Origin of the sequence: Mycobacterium sp. UM_11 (assembly GCF_001414075.1) — a bacterium.
Classification (GTDB): Bacteria; Actinomycetota; Actinomycetes; order Mycobacteriales; family Mycobacteriaceae; genus Mycobacterium.
Genome location: NZ_LATC01000096.1, coordinates 1 through 17262 on the forward strand (window position 1 = coordinate 1; position 17262 = coordinate 17262).

16 protein-coding genes and 2 pseudogenes are annotated in these 17262 nt (G+C 69.3%); 15 read left to right on the forward strand and 3 right to left on the reverse strand.

Annotation, left to right across the window (positions count from 1 at the left end):
• Nucleotides 1–174: pseudogene (locus WU80_RS25575) on the forward strand (electron transfer flavoprotein subunit alpha/FixB family protein); the annotation flags it as partial.
• A 72-nt stretch (nt 175–246) separates the two neighbouring features.
• Here the strand turns inward: WU80_RS25575 and WU80_RS19855 are convergent.
• Nucleotides 247–642 (reverse strand): SRPBCC family protein, encoded by a 396-nt coding sequence (locus WU80_RS19855; RefSeq protein ID WP_231633866.1) that lies wholly within the window; start codon nt 640–642, stop codon nt 247–249.
• A gap of 133 nt (nt 643–775) precedes the next feature.
• Here WU80_RS19855 and WU80_RS19860 point away from each other — a divergent pair, with 133 nt between their 5' ends.
• From WU80_RS19860 to mnmA, 4 genes are read left to right on the forward strand one after another with little or no spacing between them, the layout of a single operon-like run.
• Complete coding sequence (locus tag WU80_RS19860; RefSeq protein ID WP_055404818.1) at nt 776–1636, forward strand: GNAT family N-acetyltransferase; 861 nt, start codon at nt 776–778, stop codon at nt 1634–1636.
• Nucleotides 1633–2526 (forward strand): 1-acyl-sn-glycerol-3-phosphate acyltransferase, encoded by an 894-nt coding sequence (locus tag WU80_RS19865; protein ID WP_055404819.1) that lies wholly within the window; start codon nt 1633–1635, stop codon nt 2524–2526. The genes WU80_RS19860 and WU80_RS19865 overlap by 4 nt, the downstream gene beginning before the upstream one ends.
• Nucleotides 2527–2565: 39 nt before the next feature.
• Nucleotides 2566–3744, forward strand: a complete 1179-nt coding sequence (locus WU80_RS19870; RefSeq protein WP_055404820.1) for a cysteine desulfurase family protein — start codon at nt 2566–2568, stop codon at nt 3742–3744.
• Nucleotides 3745–4821, forward strand: coding sequence for a tRNA 2-thiouridine(34) synthase MnmA (mnmA, locus tag WU80_RS19875; RefSeq protein ID WP_055404821.1), 1077 nt, complete (start codon nt 3745–3747; stop codon nt 4819–4821).
• Here the strand turns inward: mnmA and WU80_RS19880 are convergent.
• A complete protein-coding gene (locus WU80_RS19880; RefSeq protein ID WP_055404833.1) occupies nt 4818–5453 on the reverse strand; it encodes a sensor domain-containing protein in 636 nt (211 codons plus the stop codon). The genes mnmA and WU80_RS19880 overlap by 4 nt on opposite strands.
• A gap of 107 nt (nt 5454–5560) precedes the next feature.
• Between WU80_RS19880 and WU80_RS19885 the strand changes: the two genes are divergently transcribed.
• The 7 genes and pseudogenes from WU80_RS19885 (at nt 5561) to WU80_RS19915 (ending at nt 14081) form a co-directional block, all read left to right on the forward strand.
• Nucleotides 5561–6586, forward strand: coding sequence for a methionine synthase (locus WU80_RS19885; protein ID WP_055404822.1), 1026 nt, complete (start codon nt 5561–5563; stop codon nt 6584–6586).
• 59 nt (nt 6587–6645) lie between these two features.
• On the forward strand, nt 6646–7533 hold the full coding sequence (locus WU80_RS19890) for a hypothetical protein (protein ID WP_231633867.1): 888 nt from the start codon (nt 6646–6648) through the stop codon (nt 7531–7533).
• A gap of 53 nt (nt 7534–7586) precedes the next feature.
• Nucleotides 7587–9668, forward strand: coding sequence for an NAD-dependent DNA ligase LigA (ligA, locus tag WU80_RS19895; RefSeq protein WP_055404824.1), 2082 nt, complete (start codon nt 7587–7589; stop codon nt 9666–9668).
• A gap of 4 nt (nt 9669–9672) precedes the next feature.
• Nucleotides 9673–9840: pseudogene (locus WU80_RS26660) on the forward strand (cystathionine gamma-lyase); the annotation flags it as partial.
• A gap of 144 nt (nt 9841–9984) precedes the next feature.
• Entirely contained in the window at nt 9985–10581 is a 597-nt protein-coding gene (locus tag WU80_RS19905; protein ID WP_055404826.1) for a TetR/AcrR family transcriptional regulator, read from the forward strand.
• A gap of 174 nt (nt 10582–10755) precedes the next feature.
• On the forward strand, nt 10756–11187 hold the full coding sequence (locus tag WU80_RS19910; RefSeq protein WP_197281306.1) for an MmpS family transport accessory protein: 432 nt from the start codon (nt 10756–10758) through the stop codon (nt 11185–11187).
• A complete protein-coding gene (locus WU80_RS19915) occupies nt 11184–14081 on the forward strand; it encodes an RND family transporter (RefSeq protein ID WP_055404828.1) in 2898 nt (965 codons plus the stop codon). The genes WU80_RS19910 and WU80_RS19915 overlap by 4 nt, the downstream gene beginning before the upstream one ends.
• Here WU80_RS19915 and WU80_RS19920 read toward each other — a convergent pair.
• Nucleotides 14078–14734, reverse strand: a complete 657-nt coding sequence (locus WU80_RS19920; RefSeq protein WP_156349673.1) for an amino acid-binding protein — start codon at nt 14732–14734, stop codon at nt 14078–14080. The genes WU80_RS19915 and WU80_RS19920 overlap by 4 nt on opposite strands.
• A 96-nt stretch (nt 14735–14830) precedes the next feature.
• Between WU80_RS19920 and gatC the strand changes: the two genes are divergently transcribed.
• From gatC to WU80_RS19935, 3 genes are all read left to right on the forward strand, one after another.
• Entirely contained in the window at nt 14831–15130 is a 300-nt protein-coding gene (gene gatC / locus WU80_RS19925) for an Asp-tRNA(Asn)/Glu-tRNA(Gln) amidotransferase subunit GatC (RefSeq protein WP_055404830.1), read from the forward strand.
• The gene (gene gatA / locus WU80_RS19930) at nt 15127–16608 is read left to right on the forward strand and encodes an Asp-tRNA(Asn)/Glu-tRNA(Gln) amidotransferase subunit GatA (RefSeq protein ID WP_055404831.1); all 1482 of its coding nucleotides are present in this window, start codon (nt 15127–15129) and stop codon (nt 16606–16608) included. The genes gatC and gatA overlap by 4 nt, the downstream gene beginning before the upstream one ends.
• Before the next feature lie 42 nt (nt 16609–16650).
• Nucleotides 16651–17262 (forward strand): ATP-dependent 6-phosphofructokinase (locus tag WU80_RS19935; RefSeq protein ID WP_156371806.1); only part of this gene is annotated, 612 nt, incomplete at its 3' end.

Sequence of the window (17262 nt, forward strand, 5' to 3'; positions counted from 1 at the left end):
GTGTATAAGAGACAGATCCAGCACCGCGCCGGCATGCAGACCTCCAAGACCATCGTCGCCGTCAACAAGGACGAAGAGGCGCCGATCTTCGAGATCGCCGACTACGGCGTGGTGGGCGACCTGTTCAAGGTCGCACCGCAGCTGACCGACGCCATCAAGCAGCGCAAGGGCTGAGCCTCTCGGCCCAAGAGCCCCCGACGCGGCGTCGGGGGCTCTTGCGTATGCGTGGACCGCGTCAAGGCCGCGTCAAGGGGCCCCGGTCAGCATTGCGTCGATGCGCCGCAACGCAATTGAGCACACCGTGACGTAGGGCGCCGACCACCACGGAACGGCCATCCCCACGCGTGACCCGTCGCCCATCGGCTCGACCCAGTGCCGCGTCGCCGGGACGCCCGCCACCTTCCACGCCCAGCTTCGCCCCGGCTCGAATTCGGTGATGACGAACGGGACCTCGAGCAACAGCGGCGTGCGCACGGTGCCCGTTGCGTGCAGACCCAACTCGGTGTGCGGTTCGTCGAGCCTGGCGCCGCGAATCGACGGACCCCATTTGGGCCACGCGTCCAGATCGACCAGCAATTCCCACACCGCCGACGGCGGCGCCGCGATCGCGCGGTCGGCGGTGAACATCATGGGAGACGGCATACCCGCAATGACCCGCCGTGACCCGAAGACGGCCGCGGGGGCGTCCCGGCAACCACATTTCGTCATCTGACGTGCACGGACACGTCACAGCGACGATGCCGACTCGCTCATCGATTGCGCAACGTTGGTTTACATGAGCATTGCTTCTGTCCTGATTCCGAGCGACAAGCCCGACGGCGCGACGACGGCGTCGCCCGGTGGGCCGCGTTACTCGCTGTTGCTGTCCACCGACGCCGCCATGATCGAGGCGGCGCAGCGGCTCCGGTACGACGTCTTCAGCAGCACGCCGGGCTTCGCACTGCCCACCAACGACGACGAACAACGGGACGTCGATGAGTTCGACGAGCACTGCGACCACCTGCTGGTGCGCGACGACGCGACGGGCGAACTGGTGGGTTGCTACCGCATGCTGGCCCCGGCGGGCGCCATCGCGGCCGGGGGGCTCTACACCGCGACGGAATTCGACATCCGCGCGCTCGACCCGCTGCGGCCCTCGCTGGTCGAGATGGGCCGCGCCGTGGTGCGCGATGGCCACCGCAACGGCGGCGTCGTGCTGCTGATGTGGGCCGGGATCCTGGCCTACCTGGACCGATACGGCTACGACTACGTGACCGGCTGCGTGTCGGTGCCCATCGGCGGGGATTCCGACGACCCCGAAAACCGGGTGCCGGGCCGCCAGCTGCGCGGGGTGCGCGATTTCATCCTGAGCCGTCACGCCGCACCCCCGCAGTACCGGGTGCGCCCCCACCGGCCGGTGGTCGTCGACGGCACGGCGCTCGACGACATTCCGGCGCCGGCGCGGCCGTCGGTTCCGGCGCTGATGCGCGGTTACCTGCGGCTGGGAGCCCAGGTGTGCGGTGAGCCGGCGCACGACCCCGATTTCGGCGTCGGCGATTTCTGCGTCCTGCTGGATAAGCGGCGCGCCGATACCCGATATCTGAAGCGGTTGCGGTCGGTGTCGGCCGCCTCGGAGATGGCCGGCGGCGACCGATGAACGCCACCGCGGGCACCGCGCACTCCTGGTTACCGCGCGCATCGTGCGACGCCGGTTGCGTGGGCATGGGCGACGTGGCCCCGTCGCCGCCGCTGTTGGTGGCGCTGCGGGTGACGCTTCGGGTCCTGCTGGCGCTGCTGCTGGCGCCCGGAGTGGTGCTGCTGGCGGCGCCGCTGCCGGGACGCACGAGCGTGCAGCGCATCTATTGCCGGATGGTGTTGCGCTGCCTGGGGGTCCGAATCACGGTGTCCGGCAGCCCGATTCGCAACCTGAGCGGGGTCCTGGTCGTCAGCCCGCACATGTCCTGGCTCGACGTCTTCGCCATCGGGTCGGTGCTGCCGGGGTCGTTCGTCGCCCGCGCCGACATGTTCACCGGGCCCGCCACCGGAATCGTGGCGCGCATCCTCAAGATCATCCCGATCGAGCGGTCCAGTTTGCGCCGGCTGCCGGCGGTGGTCGACGCCGTCGCCCGCCGGCTGCGCGGCGGTCAGACGGTGGTGTGCTTCCCGGAGGGCACCACGTGGTGTGGTCGGCGCGGCGACGATGCCGCGGCGGGCGGGGCCGGACAGCCTCACCGGGGCGGTGGCGCGTTCTATCCGGCCATGTTCCAGGCCGCGATCGACGCCGGCCGGCCGGTGCAGCCGCTTCGGCTGACCTACCACCACGTCGACGGGAGCGTCTCGACCGTGCCCGCGTTCGTCGGCGACGAGACGCTTGTGCGGTCCATCCGGCGGCTGCTCACCGTGCGCCGCACGCTGGCGCGCGTGCACGTCGAATCTCTGCAGCTGCCGGGGACCGACCGGCGGGCCCTGGCGACCCGCTGCCAGTCGGTGGCGTGCGTCGGGCCGGCCCGCGGCGCCGATCACCGGCCCGTGCTGGTGGCCTCGTAGCCGAAGGCCTCGCGACCAGCCGGTATCGTGGGTCGGGTCATGGTCTACCTGGATCACGCCGCTACCACGCCGATGCACCCCGCCGCCGTCGAGGCGATGACGGCGGTGCTCGGCACCGTCGGCAACGCCTCCTCGCTGCACACCAGCGGCCGGACGGCGCGGCGGCGCATCGAGGAGTCCCGCGAGCTGATCGCCGACCGGCTGGGCGCACGGCCGTCCGAGGTCATCTTCACCGCCGGTGGCACGGAGAGCGACAACCTGGCCGTCAAGGGCATCTATTGGGCCCGCCGCGACGCCGAACCGCGGCACCGGCGCATCATCACCAGCGAGGTGGAACACCACGCCGTTTTGGACTCGGTGAACTGGCTGGCCGAACACGAGGGCGCCGAGGTGACCTGGCTGCCGACCGCCGCCGACGGCTCGGTGTCGGCGGCCGCGCTGCGCGAGGCGCTGCATCACCACGACGATGTCGCGTTGGTGTCGGTGATGTGGGCCAACAACGAGGTGGGCACCGTCATGCCCGCCGCCGAGCTCGCCGGCCTCGCCGCCGAATTCGGGGTTCCGATGCACAGCGACGCCGTGCAGGCGGTGGGGCAGTTGCCGGTGGACTTCGCCGCCAGCGGGCTCTCGGCGATGAGCGTGGCCGCGCACAAGTTCGGCGGCCCGCCCGGCGTGGGCGCCCTGCTGCTGCGCCGCGACGTGACGTGCGTCCCGCTGGCGCACGGCGGCGGCCAGGAGCGTGACATCCGCTCCGGCACCGCCGACGTCGCCGGTGCCGTCGGCATGGCGGCCGCCGCCCAAATCGCGGTGGACGGGATCGAGGCGAACAGCGCGCGGCTGCGGTCGCTGCGCGACCGGCTGATCGACGGCGTGCTGGCCGGCATCGAGGACGTCAGCCTCAACGGTGCGCGCGACCCCCTTCGGCTTCCCGGCAACGCGCACTTCACGTTCCGCGGCTGCGAGGGCGACGCGCTGTTGATGCTGTTGGACGCCAACGGAATCGAGTGTTCGACCGGATCGGCGTGCACCGCCGGCGTCGCGCAGCCGTCGCACGTGTTGGTCGCCATGGGCGCCGACCCCGCCAGCGCCCGCGGGTCGCTGCGACTGTCATTGGGGCACACCAGTGTTGACGCCGACGTCGATGCGGTGTTGCAGGTGTTGCCGGCGGCGGTCGACCGCGCCCGTCGGGCCGCACTCGCCGCGGCGGGGGCGTCCTAGGTGAAGGTTCTCGCCGCGATGAGCGGCGGCGTCGACTCCTCGGTCGCCGCCGCACGCATGGTCGACGCCGGGCACGACGTGGTCGGCGTGCACCTGGCGTTGTCAACCGCCCCGGGAACTTTGCGTACCGGCTCGCGCGGGTGCTGCTCGAAAGAAGACGCGTCTGACGCGAGTCGCGTCGCCGACGTGCTCGGAATCCCCTTCTACGTCTGGGATTTCGCGGAAAAGTTTCAGGCCGACGTGATCGACGACTTCGTGTCGTCGTACGCGCGCGGCGAAACACCCAACCCCTGCATCCGCTGCAATCAGCGGATCAAGTTCTCGGCGTTGTCGGCGAAAGCCCTTGCGCTGGGCTTTGACACGGTGGCCACCGGCCACTACGCCAGGTTGTCCGGTGGGCGGCTGCGCCGCGCGGTCGATCCGGACAAGGACCAGTCGTATGTGCTGGCCGTGCTGACCGCAGGGCAGCTGGCGCGCGCCACGTTTCCGATCGGCGACACCCCCAAGTCGCAGATCCGCGCCGAAGCCGCCCGCCGCGGCCTGGCGGTCGCCGAGAAGCCGGACAGTCACGACATCTGCTTCATCCCGTCCGGCAATACCCGCGCCTTCCTGGGCGAGCGCATCGCCGTCCGCCGCGGCGCCGTGGTCGGCGCCGACGGTGCGGTGCTCGCGGAGCACGACGGGGTGCACGGTTTCACCATCGGCCAGCGCAAGGGCCTCGGCATCGCCGGGCCGGGGCCCGATGGTCGTCCGCGCTATGTGACGGCCATCGACGCCGATACCGGGACCGTGCGGGTGGGGGAGGCCGCCGACCTCGACGTGCGCGAGTTGCGGGGACGCGAGCCGGTCTTCACTTCGGGACGGCCGCCCTCGGGCCCCGTCGAATGTGAGGTGCAGGTGCGGGCGCACGGCGAAACCGCCGGGGCGGTAGCCGAATTGGTGGGCGACGAGCTGGTGGTGCGGTTGCGTGTCCCGCTGCGCGGCGTCGCCTGCGGCCAGACGCTCGTGCTGTATCGCCCCGACCCGGACGGCGACGAGGTGCTGGGCAGCGCCACCATCACCCGCACGGCGCGTTAGGACGGCATGTTCGCCACGATGTTCGTCATCACGATGTCGGACACCGATTGCGCGAACCCGCAGAAGGTGACCTCCAGGATGGCCACCGACCGCAGCCGGTAGTCGCGGCCGCATCCGCCCGGCCGCAGGTGCAGCGAACCGCCGTCGGCCTTCCAGTCGCCGACGTATTGCTGTCCGTCCGAGCCGTTCGCGCAATCCCCGACCGTGGTCACCAGCGCACCGAACGCGCGCTGTGCGGTGTCGACGTCCCGGTAGGCGGCGGCACCCTCCGAGATCAGCGCCCCGTCGGGCGGATCCTGGAAGGTCGTCTTGTGGAACTCCTCGACGTCGGGCCCGAACGTCGCCGTCTCGGCATAGATGAACCGGCACTCGCGCGGCGTGGTGCCGGCGAGCGCCTCGATGTCCACCGGGCGGGTGCCGTCCATCGAGGGGATGATCGTCAGGTGCTCGCCCGCGCCGGTGATCGCGCGCATTCGCGACTGGTCCAACAGGATGGTATCGACGTTGATCCCCTGCACGTCCCGCCGCGGGGAACCGAATCCGGCCACCGCCGCGCCGTCCACCACCCGGGTGCATCCCGCAGCCAGCACCACGGCCCCGCATATCAGCAGCGGCCGTGCCGATCTCGCCATCCGCGACATGTTCCGCACCCTTCTTGCGTCGAACCTACCCGTGCCGTCCCACGGCACGCACCCCCTGGCGGACCCCGACCGGGGTGGTGTCGAATACGGTTGGGCCGGTGAGTGTTTTCGCGCATCCCTTCGCCAGGGCCAGTGGAGTCGGATCCTGGCCCGGCAGCGCGCCACGGGAGGCCGCCGAAGTCGTCGTCGGCGAGTTGGCCGGCGGGCTGGCTCACATCGTCGAGCTGCCCGCCCGAGGCGTCGGCGCGGACACGCTCGGCCGGGCCGGTGCGCTGCTCGTCGACGTGGCGATCGATACCGTGCCGCGCGGCTACCGCGTCGCCGCTCGGCCCGGCGCGGTCACCCGCCGCGCCGTCAGCCTCCTCGACGAGGACATGGACGCGCTGGAAGAGGCCTGGGAGGTGGCCGGCCTGCGCGGCGGCGACCGCGTGGTCAAGGTGCAGGCTCCTGGGCCGATCACGCTGGCGGCCGAACTCGAGCTGGCCAACGGCCATCGGGCGATCACCGACCCCGGCGCCGTGCGCGATCTGGCGGCGTCGCTGGCCGAAGGCGTCGCCGCCCACCGCGCGGCGCTGGCCCGCCGGCTCGAGACGCCGGTGGTGGTGCAGTTCGACGAGCCCTCGCTGCCGATCGCACTGGGCGGACGGCTGGCCGGTGTGACGGCGCTGAGCCCGGTGGCGCCGCTGGACGAGGCGGTGGCCCTCGCCCTGCTCGACGGCTGCGTCGGCACGGTGGGAGGCGAGGTGCTGTTACATTGCTGCGCGCCGGAGTTGCCGTGGAACATGTTGCTGTACAGCAGCTTCGGTGCGATTTCGGTGGCCGCGGCCACCCTGGCCGCGGCGGATCTCGACGGCATCGCCGCCTTCGTCGAATCGGGTCGCGCGGTCATGCTGGGCGTGGTCGCCGCCAGCGCCCCGCCGCGGCGGCCGTCGGCCGAAGAGGTGGCCGCCGCGCTGGTGGCGGTGACGGATCGCCTTGGCTTTGCGCGCTCGGCGCTGCGCGACCGCATCGGCGTCACCCCGGCGTGTGGTCTGGCCGGCGCGACGCCCGAGTGGGCCCGCCTGGCGATCGGGCTGGCCCGCCGGGCGGCCGAGGCGTTCGTGCAGGACCCCGACGCCATTTAGCCATCGCTTGAAAACCGATCGCCAGCAAACACGCGGCGACTACCATCTCGACAATGGTCATGAGCGAACTTGCGGACTCCTGCACCCTTTGGACGGGTTTTGACATATCGATCGTCGCCCGCAGTTACGCGCAATTCACCGGCATCCTCGCCGGGTTTGCCTTCGTCGTCATAAATCTCGTGATCGATCGCGCCTACCGGCGCCGCGGCGAGGGTCGTCCGCTGGAGCCGCGAGAGGTCGAACACGAGACGCAAGTGGGAATCGCATTGGTGTGTGCGTTTCTGGGCCTGTTTCTGACCACCCTGCGATACGCCTTGCTGGCCGGCGAAAGCGGATGCTCGTTGACCGAGGGACGGGCCGCGTCGGCGGAGGTGCTCACCGCCGTCTCGTTCGCCGCCTCCATCTACATGCTGCTCAACGCGATCGTGCAATTCTTCTCGGGCTCGGCCGGGGTGCTCGCCAAGCACTGCGTGTTCGTTCTGGTGGTGCTCGTTCCGCCGATTTCGGTGTTCCTCGTCGAAGACACGCTCACGCACCTGGCGCTGGCGCTGGGTGATCCGGACAAACACCAGCCGCTGCAGCCGCTGTGGGATTGGGCCGTGCGGCTCGCGATTCCGATACCGCTGGCGGTCGGGTTCGTCGGCGCCGTCGCGTGGTTCCTCGGGATCAACAGGCGGCGTTCGGAAGAACCCGTCGGCCGCTTCGCGCGACAATTCCGAACGACCGTCCCGTACATCACGGTGGTCGTGGTCGCCGCGGTGATGGTGCGGTCGGTCGTGAAATTGCGCTACGCGAACACCGCCACGCACATCAGTCCGGCCGAGGCCTGGGTATGGGTCGGCGTGCTCAGTGTTGCTTTGCTCATCCAGGCTGCGGCTTTGTCAATTCAAAAAGGCGTGGAAGTTCCATTCGGCGGTTTCCCGGACAAGGCCGAACCGTCGACCTGAGTTTCGGGCCGCCTTGCGGGCGTGGTGTCGGCGGCCTCGGATAGCCTGCGAGGGTGAGCTCGCCACAAGCTGATCCGGTGTCACCCGAGGTTCGGCGCCAGTGGCAGGAACTGGCCGGTGCGGTCCGCGAACACCAGTTCCGCTACTACGTCAAGGACGCTCCAATCGTCTCCGACGCCGAATTCGACAAGATGTTCAACGACCTTGTCGCGCTTGAGGATCGTCATCCCGAGCTGCGCGTCCCGGATTCCCCGACGCAACTGGTCGGTGGAGCCGGCTTCGCCACCGACTTCACCGAGGCCGAGCACCTCGAGCGGATGCTGAGCCTGGATGACGTCTTCGACCGCGACGAGCTGGTCGCCTGGAGCAACCGCGTCGAGAACGAGATCGGCCGCGACCCGCACTACCTGTGCGAACTCAAGATCGACGGCGTCGCGTTGTCGCTGGTGTATCGCGACGGCCGCCTGGAACGCGCCGCCACGCGCGGCGACGGACGGGTGGGCGAGGACGTGACCCTCAACGCGCGCACCATCGAGGACGTGCCCGAACGGCTCAGCGCCAGTGCCGACTTCCCGATTCCCGCGGTGCTCGAGGTGCGTGGCGAGGTGTTCTTCCTGCTCGCCGATTTCGAGGCGCTCAACGCCAGCCTGGTCGAGGACGGCAAGGCGCCCTTCGCCAATCCGCGCAACAGCGCGGCCGGGTCGCTGCGCCAGAAGAACCCGGCGGTCACCGCCCGGCGCCGGCTGCGGATGATCTGTCACGGCGTCGGCCGCACCGACGGGTTCTCGCCCAAAACCCTGCACGAGGCGTACACGGCGCTGAAGGCCTGGGGACTGCCGGTGGCCGAGCAGACGACGCGGGTGCACGGGCTGGCCGCGGTCGAAGAGCGGATCGCGTACTGGGGCGAGCAGCGCTACGACCTGGCGCACGAAATCGACGGCGTGGTGATCAAAGTCGACGACTTCACGCTGCAGCGCCGGCTGGGTACGACATCCCGGGCGCCGCGGTGGGCGGTCGCGTACAAGTACCCGCCGCAGGAAGCCCAGACCAAGCTGCTCGACATCCGCGTGAACGTCGGGCGGACCGGCCGCGTCACGCCGTTCGCGTTCATGACGCCCGTCAAGGTCGCGGGGTCGACGGTGGGCCTGGCCACCCTGCACAACGCCGCCGAGGTCAAGCGCAAGGGGGTGCTGATCGGCGACACCGTGATGATCCGCAAGGCCGGCGACGTGATCCCGGAGGTGCTCGGCCCCGTCGTCGACCTGAGGGACGGGTCCGAACGCGAATTCGTCATGCCCACAACGTGTCCCGAATGCGGCACGACGCTGGCCCCCGCCAAGGAGGGCGACGCCGACATCCGGTGTCCCAACGCCCGGTCCTGCCCGGCGCAGCTGCGGGAGCGCGTCTTCCACGTCGCCGGTCGGGGTGTGTTCGACATCGAGGGGCTCGGCTACGAGGCGGCCATCGCGCTGCTCAAGGCCGGGGTGATCGCCGACGAGGGCGACCTGTTCACCCTCACCGAGGACGACCTGTTGCGCACCCAGCTGTTCCGCACCAAGGCCGGAGCCCTGTCCGCCAACGGCAGGCGGCTGCTCGACAACCTGGACAAGGCCAAGGCGGTGGCGTTGTGGCGCGTGCTGGTGGCGCTGTCCATCCGCCACGTCGGGCCGACGGCCGCGCGCGCCCTGGCCACCGAGTTCGGCAGCCTGGACGCGATCATGTCGGCGTCCACCGAGCAGCTGGCCGCGGTCGAGGGTGTCGGGCCGACCATTGCCGCCGCGCTCACCGAGTGGTTCACCGTCGACTGGCATCGCGCGATCGTCGACAAGTGGCGGGACGCGGGCGTGCGGATGGCCGACGAGCGCGACGCCAGCGTGGCCCGCACCCTGGAAGGGCTGACAGTCGTCGTCACCGGCTCATTGACCGGTTTTTCGCGTGACGACGCCAAGGAGGCGATCATCGCGCGCGGCGGGAAGGCCGCCGGTTCGGTGTCGAAGAAGACCGACTACGTCGTCGCCGGCGACTCGCCGGGCTCCAAGTACGACAAGGCGGTCGAGCTCGGCGTGCCGGTCCTCGACGAGGACGGTTTCCGCAAGCTGCTGGCCGAAGGGCCGCCGAAAAACCCGGCGGACTAGGCCCATGTCCGGTCGCCACGGCGATTCCACCCGCAGCCTCAAAGCCGTTAGCCCACAGGCGATTCCGGGTCAACCGGTCGTACCGCAGGCGGTGCTCGCCGCGACCTATCACCTGGCCGTTGACGAGGCGGAGGCGCCGGACAGCTACGGTCGCGGCTCCAATCCGACGTGGGACGGTCCCGTCGCCGACGGGTTCGCGCGCATCTCGCTGGGCATCGAAGACACCGAGGATCTCGTCGCCGACATCGAGCAGGCGCTCGCGGCCATCCGGCGATAAATTAGCCCGCATCGCCCCGGCAGTCCTATCGTGGGCGCTATGACCCAGACGGCCGAGGCGTACGCGCAGACGTCACCGTGGTCGCCCCGTGAGGGCGAGATTCTGGCGGTGACGCTGCGCCTGCTGCAGGAACACGGCTATGACCAGCTGACGATCGACGCCGTCGCCGCGGCCGCCCACGCGAGCAAGGCCACCGTGTATCGGCGCTGGGCCTCGAAGGCCGAATTGGTGTTGGCCGCCTTCATCGAAGGCGTGCGCCTGGTCGCCGTCGCACCCAACACCGGCACGCTGCGCGGCGACCTGCTGAGCCTGGGGGAGACGTGTGGTCAGCATGGCCGCGAGCACGCCAGCACCATTCGCGCGGTGATGGTCGAGGTGTCGCGGCACCCGGCGCTCAACGACGCCATGCAGGAGCAATTCCTCAAGCAACGCAAGGCGTTGCTTCAACATGTCCTGCGCCAAGCCGTCGACCGCGGTGAGATCACCGAGGACGTGATCAGCGACGAGCTCTGGGATCTGTTGCCCGGCTATCTCATCTTCCGGTCCATCATTCCCGGCCGGCCGCCCACCCGTCGCACCGTCCAAGCGCTCGTGGACGGGTTTCTCATCCCGGGCTTGACCAGAACCAAGGGGTAACGCAGCGTTAACCGCCGAAGCGGAATGTGTACGCTCGCGTCTCTTGTGCAGTACGGTCCCGTACCGTACTGTCATAGCTGTCGATCACGCCCGGCCCGCCCGGCAGCTGCCCTGGGAGTCGGGGGTGATCTGGTCGCCCGATGATCGAAAGGTGAACGGGTGAAGGGGATTTCGATGACCTCACTGGTCAGGCGAGGGTGGATGGTGCTGGTCGCGGTGTTGGTCGTCGCGCTCGCCGGCTTCGCCATCTATCGCCTGCACGGAATCTTCGGCTCGCACGACACCACGTCGGCCAACAGCGGCCTCTCGAACGAGATCGTCCCGTTCAATCCCAAACGCGTGGTGCTCGAGGTCTTCGGCGCGCCCGGCGCGACCGCGACCATCAATTACCTTGATGTCAACGCCCAGCCCCAGCAAGTCAAGGACGCGACGCTGCCCTGGTCGTTCACCATCACCACGACGGAGCCGGCCGTCCTCGGCAACGTCGTCGCGCAGGGCAACGGCGACACCCTCGGCTGCCGCATCACGGTCAACGGCGAGGTGAAAGACCAACGCACCGTTGACAAAGTCGACGCCTACACCTACTGCCTGGACAAGTCCGGATGAGCGACCAGCACGAGTCGCGGGGCTTCGTCCCGCGCACCATCCGCCGGCTGGCATTGCCGATCCTGCTCTTCTGGGTGGCGCTGGCCGCGATCACGAACATCGCGGTGCCGCAGCTGGAAGAGGTTGGCAAGACCCACAACGTCGCGCTGAACTCACCCGACGCACCGTCGCTCAAGGCGATCAAGCGTATCGGCGAAAAGTTCCACGAATTCGACACCGACAGTTCGGCGATGATCGTGCTGGAAGGTGACCAGCCGCTCGGCGCGGACGCGCACCGCTTCTACGACGAGCTGGTCCGCAGGCTCGAGCAGGACCGCAAGCACGTCGAACACGTGCAGGACTTCTGGGGTGACACCCTGACCGCGGCCGGGTCGCAGAGCGGCGACGGCAAGGCCGCCTACGTCCAGCTCTTCCTCGCGGGCAACCAGGGCTCGGCATTGGCCAACGAGGGCGTCGGCGCGGTGCGCGACATCGTCGAGCACCTGAAGCCGCCGCCGGGGGTGCGGGCGTATGTGACCGGCGCGGCGCCGCTGATTTCCGATCAGTTCGACGTCGGCAGCAAGGGAACCGCGAAGGTCACCGCGATCACCGTCGGCGTGATCGCCGTGATGCTGTTCTTCGTCTATCGGTCCGTCCTCACCACGCTGCTGGTGCTCGCCACGGTCTTGATCGAGATGTCCGCGGCCCGAGGCCTTGTCGCGTTTCTCGGAAACGCCGGCGTCATCGGGTTGTCGACCTACGCGACGAACCTGTTGACGCTCTTGGTGATCGCCGCGGGAACCGACTACGCGATCTTCTTCGTGGGCCGTTACCAGGAGGCGCGCGGCACCGGTGAGGATCGCGAAAAGGCCTTCTACACCATGTATCACGGCACGACGCACATCGTGCTGGGATCCGGGCTCACCGTCGCCGGCGCGGTCGCCTGTCTGAGCTTCACCCGACTGCCCTACTTCCAAAGCCTGGGCATCCCCGCCGCGCTGGGCATCGTCGTCGCGCTTTGCGCCGCGCTCACCCTGGGGCCGGCCATCCTCACCCTGGGCGCCAAGGTCGGCATCTTCGACCCCAAGCGGGCGATCAGAACCCGCGGCTGGCGGCGGATCGGCACCGCCATCGTCCGCTGGCCGGGGGCCGTGCTCGCCGCGGCCTGCGCGCTGGCGCTGGTGGGGCTGATCGCCTTGCCCGGGTACAAGACCAGTTACGACACCCGCCCCTACATGCCCGCCAGCGCGCCGGCCAACATCGGGTACACCGCGGCCGAGAAGCATTTCTCGCGGGCCCGGCTCGAGCCCGAATTGCTCATGGTGGAAACCGATCACGACATGCGCAACCCGGAAAGCATGCTCATCCTGGACAAGGTGGCCAAGGCGGTGTTCCACGTTCCCGGCGTGGCGCAGGTGCAGACCATCACCCGGCCCTTGGGCACCCCGCTGGTGCACAGCTCGCTCGCGTTCGTGGTCAGCAATTCCAGCGCGGCGCAGCAGGAAAACCTGACGTACCAACAAGATCGGGCCAACGACGCCCTCAAGCAGGCCAACGAGCTGAACAAGACCATCAACATCTTGAGGCAGCAATACGTATTGCAGCAGCAACTCGCCAACACCACCCACGACGAGACGCAGAGCTTCCACGACACGCTCGGCACGATCCAGGATCTGCGCGACAAGATCGCGAACTTCGACGACTTCTTCCGGCCGGTCCGCAGCTACTTCTATTGGGAGCGGCACTGTTACGACATCCCGGTCTGCTTCGCGTTCCGCTCGCTGTTCGACGCGCTCGACGGCATCGATCAGCTCACCGAGAAGTTCGAAAACCTCACGGCCTCCCTCGACCAGCTCGACGCGCTGCAGCCGAAACTGGTGGCGCTGATACCGCCGCAGATCGACAGCCAGCAGACCAATCGCGATCTGACGCTGGCCAATTACGCCACGCTGTCCGGCATTTACGCGCAGACCGCTGCCGCGATCGACAACGCGACGGCGTTGGGGCGGGCGTTCGACGCGGCCAAGAACGACGACACGTTCTATCTGCCGCCCGAGGTGTTCAACAACCCCGACTTCAAGCGCGGGCTCAAACTGTTCCTCTCGCCGGACGGCAAGGCCGCTCGCATGATCGTCACGCATGAGGGCGATCCGGCCACGCCCGCGGGCATTTCGCACATCGATCCCATGGCCAAGGCGGCGCACGAGGCGCTCAAGGGCACGCCGATGGCGGACGCGGGAGTCTATCTGGGCGGAACCGCCGCGACGTACAAGGACATTCAGGACGGCGCCAAGTACGACCTGATGATCGTGGCGTTCGCCGCGCTGAGCCTGATCCTGCTGATCATGATGATCATCACCCGCAGCCTGATCGCCGCGCTGGTCATCGTCGGCACGGTGGCCCTTTCGTTGGGCGCCTCGTTCGGGCTGTCAGTCCTGGTGTGGCAGTATCTCTTCGGCATCCAGCTGTACTGGGTGGTGCTCGCGCTGGCGGTGATCCTGCTGTTGGCGGTCGGGTCCGACTACAACCTGCTGCTGATCTCCCGGTTCAAGGAAGAAATACACGCCGGCTTGAACACCGGCATCATCCGGGCGATGGCGGGCTCCGGATCGGTGGTCACCTCCGCCGGCATCGTCTTCGCGGTCACCATGTGTGCGTTCGTGTTCAGCGGATTCCAGGTGCTCGGCCAGATCGGCACCACGATCGGCCTCGGCTTGCTGTTCGACACGCTGATCGTGCGCTCGTTCATGACCCCTTCTGTCGCAAGGATTCTCGGTCGCTGGTTCTGGTGGCCGCAGCGGGTTCGCCCGCGTCCGGCCAGCACCATGCTCCGGCCCTATGGGCCGCGTCCCGCGGTGCGTCAGCTGCTGCTATGGGAGGACGACGACCCGGTGGTGGCGGCGCCAGCGCGCTAGCGCAGCATCGTGGCCACGATGCCGGCCAGGTAGCCCAGGCGGGCCACCTCCGACGGCCGAAACTCCGGGCCCGGGCGCCCCAGCACCACCGCCGTGTGCGGGTCCCCCAGCGGGGCGGCGACCATCGTGGTGTCCATGTCGCGCCACGCCTGCGGCACCCACTCGGCGGCGCCGTCCAACGTCGCGGCGCGTTCGATCGGGAGCCACGGGGCCGAAACCGCCCGCGTCTCCGGCGCGCCCCGGCTGGACGCCAGGCGCTCCAGCTCGTCGCCCGCACCGCGCACCACGGTGCACCAACTGACGCGCAGCACCCGGGGCGCCTCGTTGGCCAGCACCTGCAACCGCGACGCGCTGTCACCGGCCGCGGCGACGTGGTCGAGCAGCTCCAGTTCGCGATGGGCTTCGAGCAGCCCGGTGTGCGGACGCACGCTGTCCACCCGCACACCCGCAAGCGACTCCGCCGCGGTGATCAGCGTGTCCGGCATCGCCCCCGGCGGCAGCTCGATCACCAGGTCGTCGATCGCGTACCCCGAGCTGCGCTCCACCACGTCGAGCGACAAGATGTCGGCGCCCACCGAACCAAGCGCCACGGCCAGCGAGCCCAGGCTGCCTGGGCGGTCGACCAGCTCGATGCGCAATAGATAGGACGGCACGGCCAACACTGTCGCACAGCGAGGTGTCCACTGCATTTCTGCGGATAACCGGCGGGCCTGAACCCGGCCGCACCCTCGCGGCTAGGCTTTCGGATCGTGTCTGGAATCTCCCGCGACGAGGTGGCGCACCTGGCGCGGCTGTCCCGCCTGGCGCTGACCGATGCCGAGCTGGACAGCTTCGCCGGACAGCTCGACGCCATCCTCACCCACGTCAGCCAGGTGCAGGCGGTCGACGTCACCGGCGTCGAAGCGACCGACAACCCCCTCAAGGACGTGAACGTCACCCGCCCGGACGAGCCGACCCCCTGCCTGACCCAATCCGAAGCGCTGGCCGAGGCGCCCGAGGCCGCCGACGGCCGCTTCGCGGTGCCGCAGATCCTGGGGGACAGCGAGTGAACGAGATCATCCGATCCGACGCGGCGACCCTGGGGGCGCGAATCGCCGCCAAGGTGCTGTCGTCGGTCGAGGTCACCCAGGCGTGCCTGGACCAGATCGCCGCGACCGACGACCGGTACCACGCCTTCTTGCACGTGGCCGCCGACGAGGCGTTGGGGGCGGCGGCCGTGATCGACGAGGCGGTGGCCGCGGGCGAGCGCCTGCCGTCGCCGCTGGCCGGGGTGCCGCTTGCGCTCAAGGACGTGTTCACCACCGTCGACATGCCCACCACCTGCGGGTCCAAGATCCTCGAGGGCTGGCGTTCGCCCTACGACGCCACCGTCACCACGCGGTTGCGCGCCGCGGGGATCCCGATCCTGGGCAAGACCAACATGGACGAGTTCGCAATGGGCAGCTCGACGGAGAACTCCGCCTACGGTCCGACCCGCAACCCATGGAACCTCGACCGGGTGCCCGGCGGCTCCGGCGGCGGCAGCGCGGCGGCGCTGGCCGCGTTCCAGGCGCCGCTGGCCATCGGATCCGACACCGGCGGCTCCATCCGGCAGCCCGCGGCGCTGACCGCGACGGTCGGGGTCAAACCCACCTACGGCACCGTGTCGCGCTACGGCCTGGTGGCGTGTGCGTCGTCGCTGGATCAGGGCGGCCCGTGCGCGCGCACCGTGCTGGACACCGCGCTGTTGCACCAGGTGATCGCCGGTCACGACACCCGCGACTCCACCTCCGTCGAGGCGTCGGTGCCCGATGTCGTCGGCGCCGCCAGGGCTGGGGCGGCGGGGGACCTCAAGGGCGTGCGAGTCGGCGTGGTGAAGCAGTTGCGCGGCGACGGCTACCAGCCGGGGGTGCTGGCCTCGTTCGAGGCCGCCGTCGCGAAACTGACCGAACTGGGCGCCGAGGTGAGCGAGGTGGACTGCCCCCACTTCGAATACGCGCTGGCCGCCTACTACCTGATTCTGCCCTCGGAGGTGTCGAGCAACCTGGCCCGCTTCGACGCCATGCGCTACGGGCTGCGCGTCGGCGACGACGGCACGCACAGCGCCGAGGAAGTGATGGCGCTGACCCGCGCCGCCGGATTCGGGCCGGAAGTCAAGCGGCGCATCATGATCGGCACCTACGCGCTGTCGGCCGGTTACTACGACGCCTATTACAACCAGGCCCAGAAGGTGCGCACACTGATCGCGCGCGACCTGGACCGGGCGTACGAGTCCGTCGACGTGGTGGTGTCGCCCGCGACGCCGACCACCGCCTTCCCGTTGGGGGAGAAGGTGGACGATCCGCTGGCGATGTACCTGTTCGACCTGTGCACGCTGCCACTGAATCTGGCCGGCCACTGCGGCATGTCGGTGCCATCGGGGCTGTCGCCCGACGACGACCTGCCGGTCGGCCTGCAGATCATGGCGCCCGCGCTGGCCGACGACCGCCTCTACCGCGTCGGCGCCGCCTACGAGGCCGCCCGCGGGCCGCTGCCCTCGGCCATCTGACTTTCGCTGCCGTGCCGGTGGCGCGCAGGGCAAGATAAGGGCATGCGGATCGGAATTCTCACCGGAGGCGGCGATTGCCCGGGGCTGAACGCCGTCATTCGGGCCGTGGTGCGCACCTGCGACGCCCGGTACGGCTCGTCGGTGGTCGGGTTTCAGGACGGGTGGCGCGGGTTGCTGGAAAACCGGCGCATCCAACTGCAGAACGACGACCGCAACGACCGGCTGCTGGCCAAGGGCGGCACGATGCTGGGCACCGCCCGGGTGCACCCGGACAAACTGCGCGCCGGGCTGGACCAGATCAAGCAGACGTTGGACGACAACGGCATCGATGTGCTCATCCCCATCGGCGGTGAAGGCACCCTGACCGCCGCGCACTGGCTGTCGGAGGAAAACGTGCCGGTCGTCGGCGTGCCGAAGACCATCGACAACGACATCGACTGCACCGACGTCACTTTCGGTCACGACACCGCGCTGACGGTGGCCACCGACGCCATCGACCGGCTGCACAGCACCGCCGAATCGCATCAGCGGGTGATGCTGGTCGAGGTGATGGGCCGGCACGCCGGCTGGATCGCGCTGAATGCCGGCCTGGCGTCCGGCGCGCACATGACGCTGATTCCCGAGCAGCCCTTCGACGTCGAGGAGGTGTGCCGG

Excerpts from the sequence above, each read along its gene's own strand:
- WU80_RS19855 (WP_231633866.1), bottom strand. The coding sequence starts at position 642 with ATGCCGTCTCCCATGATGTTCACCGCCGACCGCGCGATCGCGGCGCCG.
- WU80_RS19860 (WP_055404818.1), top strand. The coding sequence starts at position 776 with ATGAGCATTGCTTCTGTCCTGATTCCGAGCGACAAGCCCGACGGCGCG.
- WU80_RS19865 (WP_055404819.1), top strand. The coding sequence starts at position 1,633 with ATGAACGCCACCGCGGGCACCGCGCACTCCTGGTTACCGCGCGCATCG.
- WU80_RS19870 (WP_055404820.1), top strand. The coding sequence starts at position 2,566 with ATGGTCTACCTGGATCACGCCGCTACCACGCCGATGCACCCCGCCGCC.
- WU80_RS19880 (WP_055404833.1), bottom strand. The coding sequence starts at position 5,453 with ATGGCGAGATCGGCACGGCCGCTGCTGATATGCGGGGCCGTGGTGCTG.
- WU80_RS19890 (WP_231633867.1), top strand. The coding sequence starts at position 6,646 with ATGAGCGAACTTGCGGACTCCTGCACCCTTTGGACGGGTTTTGACATA.
- WU80_RS19905 (WP_055404826.1), top strand. The coding sequence starts at position 9,985 with ATGACCCAGACGGCCGAGGCGTACGCGCAGACGTCACCGTGGTCGCCC.
- WU80_RS19910 (WP_197281306.1), top strand. The coding sequence starts at position 10,756 with ATGACCTCACTGGTCAGGCGAGGGTGGATGGTGCTGGTCGCGGTGTTG.
- WU80_RS19915 (WP_055404828.1), top strand. The coding sequence starts at position 11,184 with ATGAGCGACCAGCACGAGTCGCGGGGCTTCGTCCCGCGCACCATCCGC.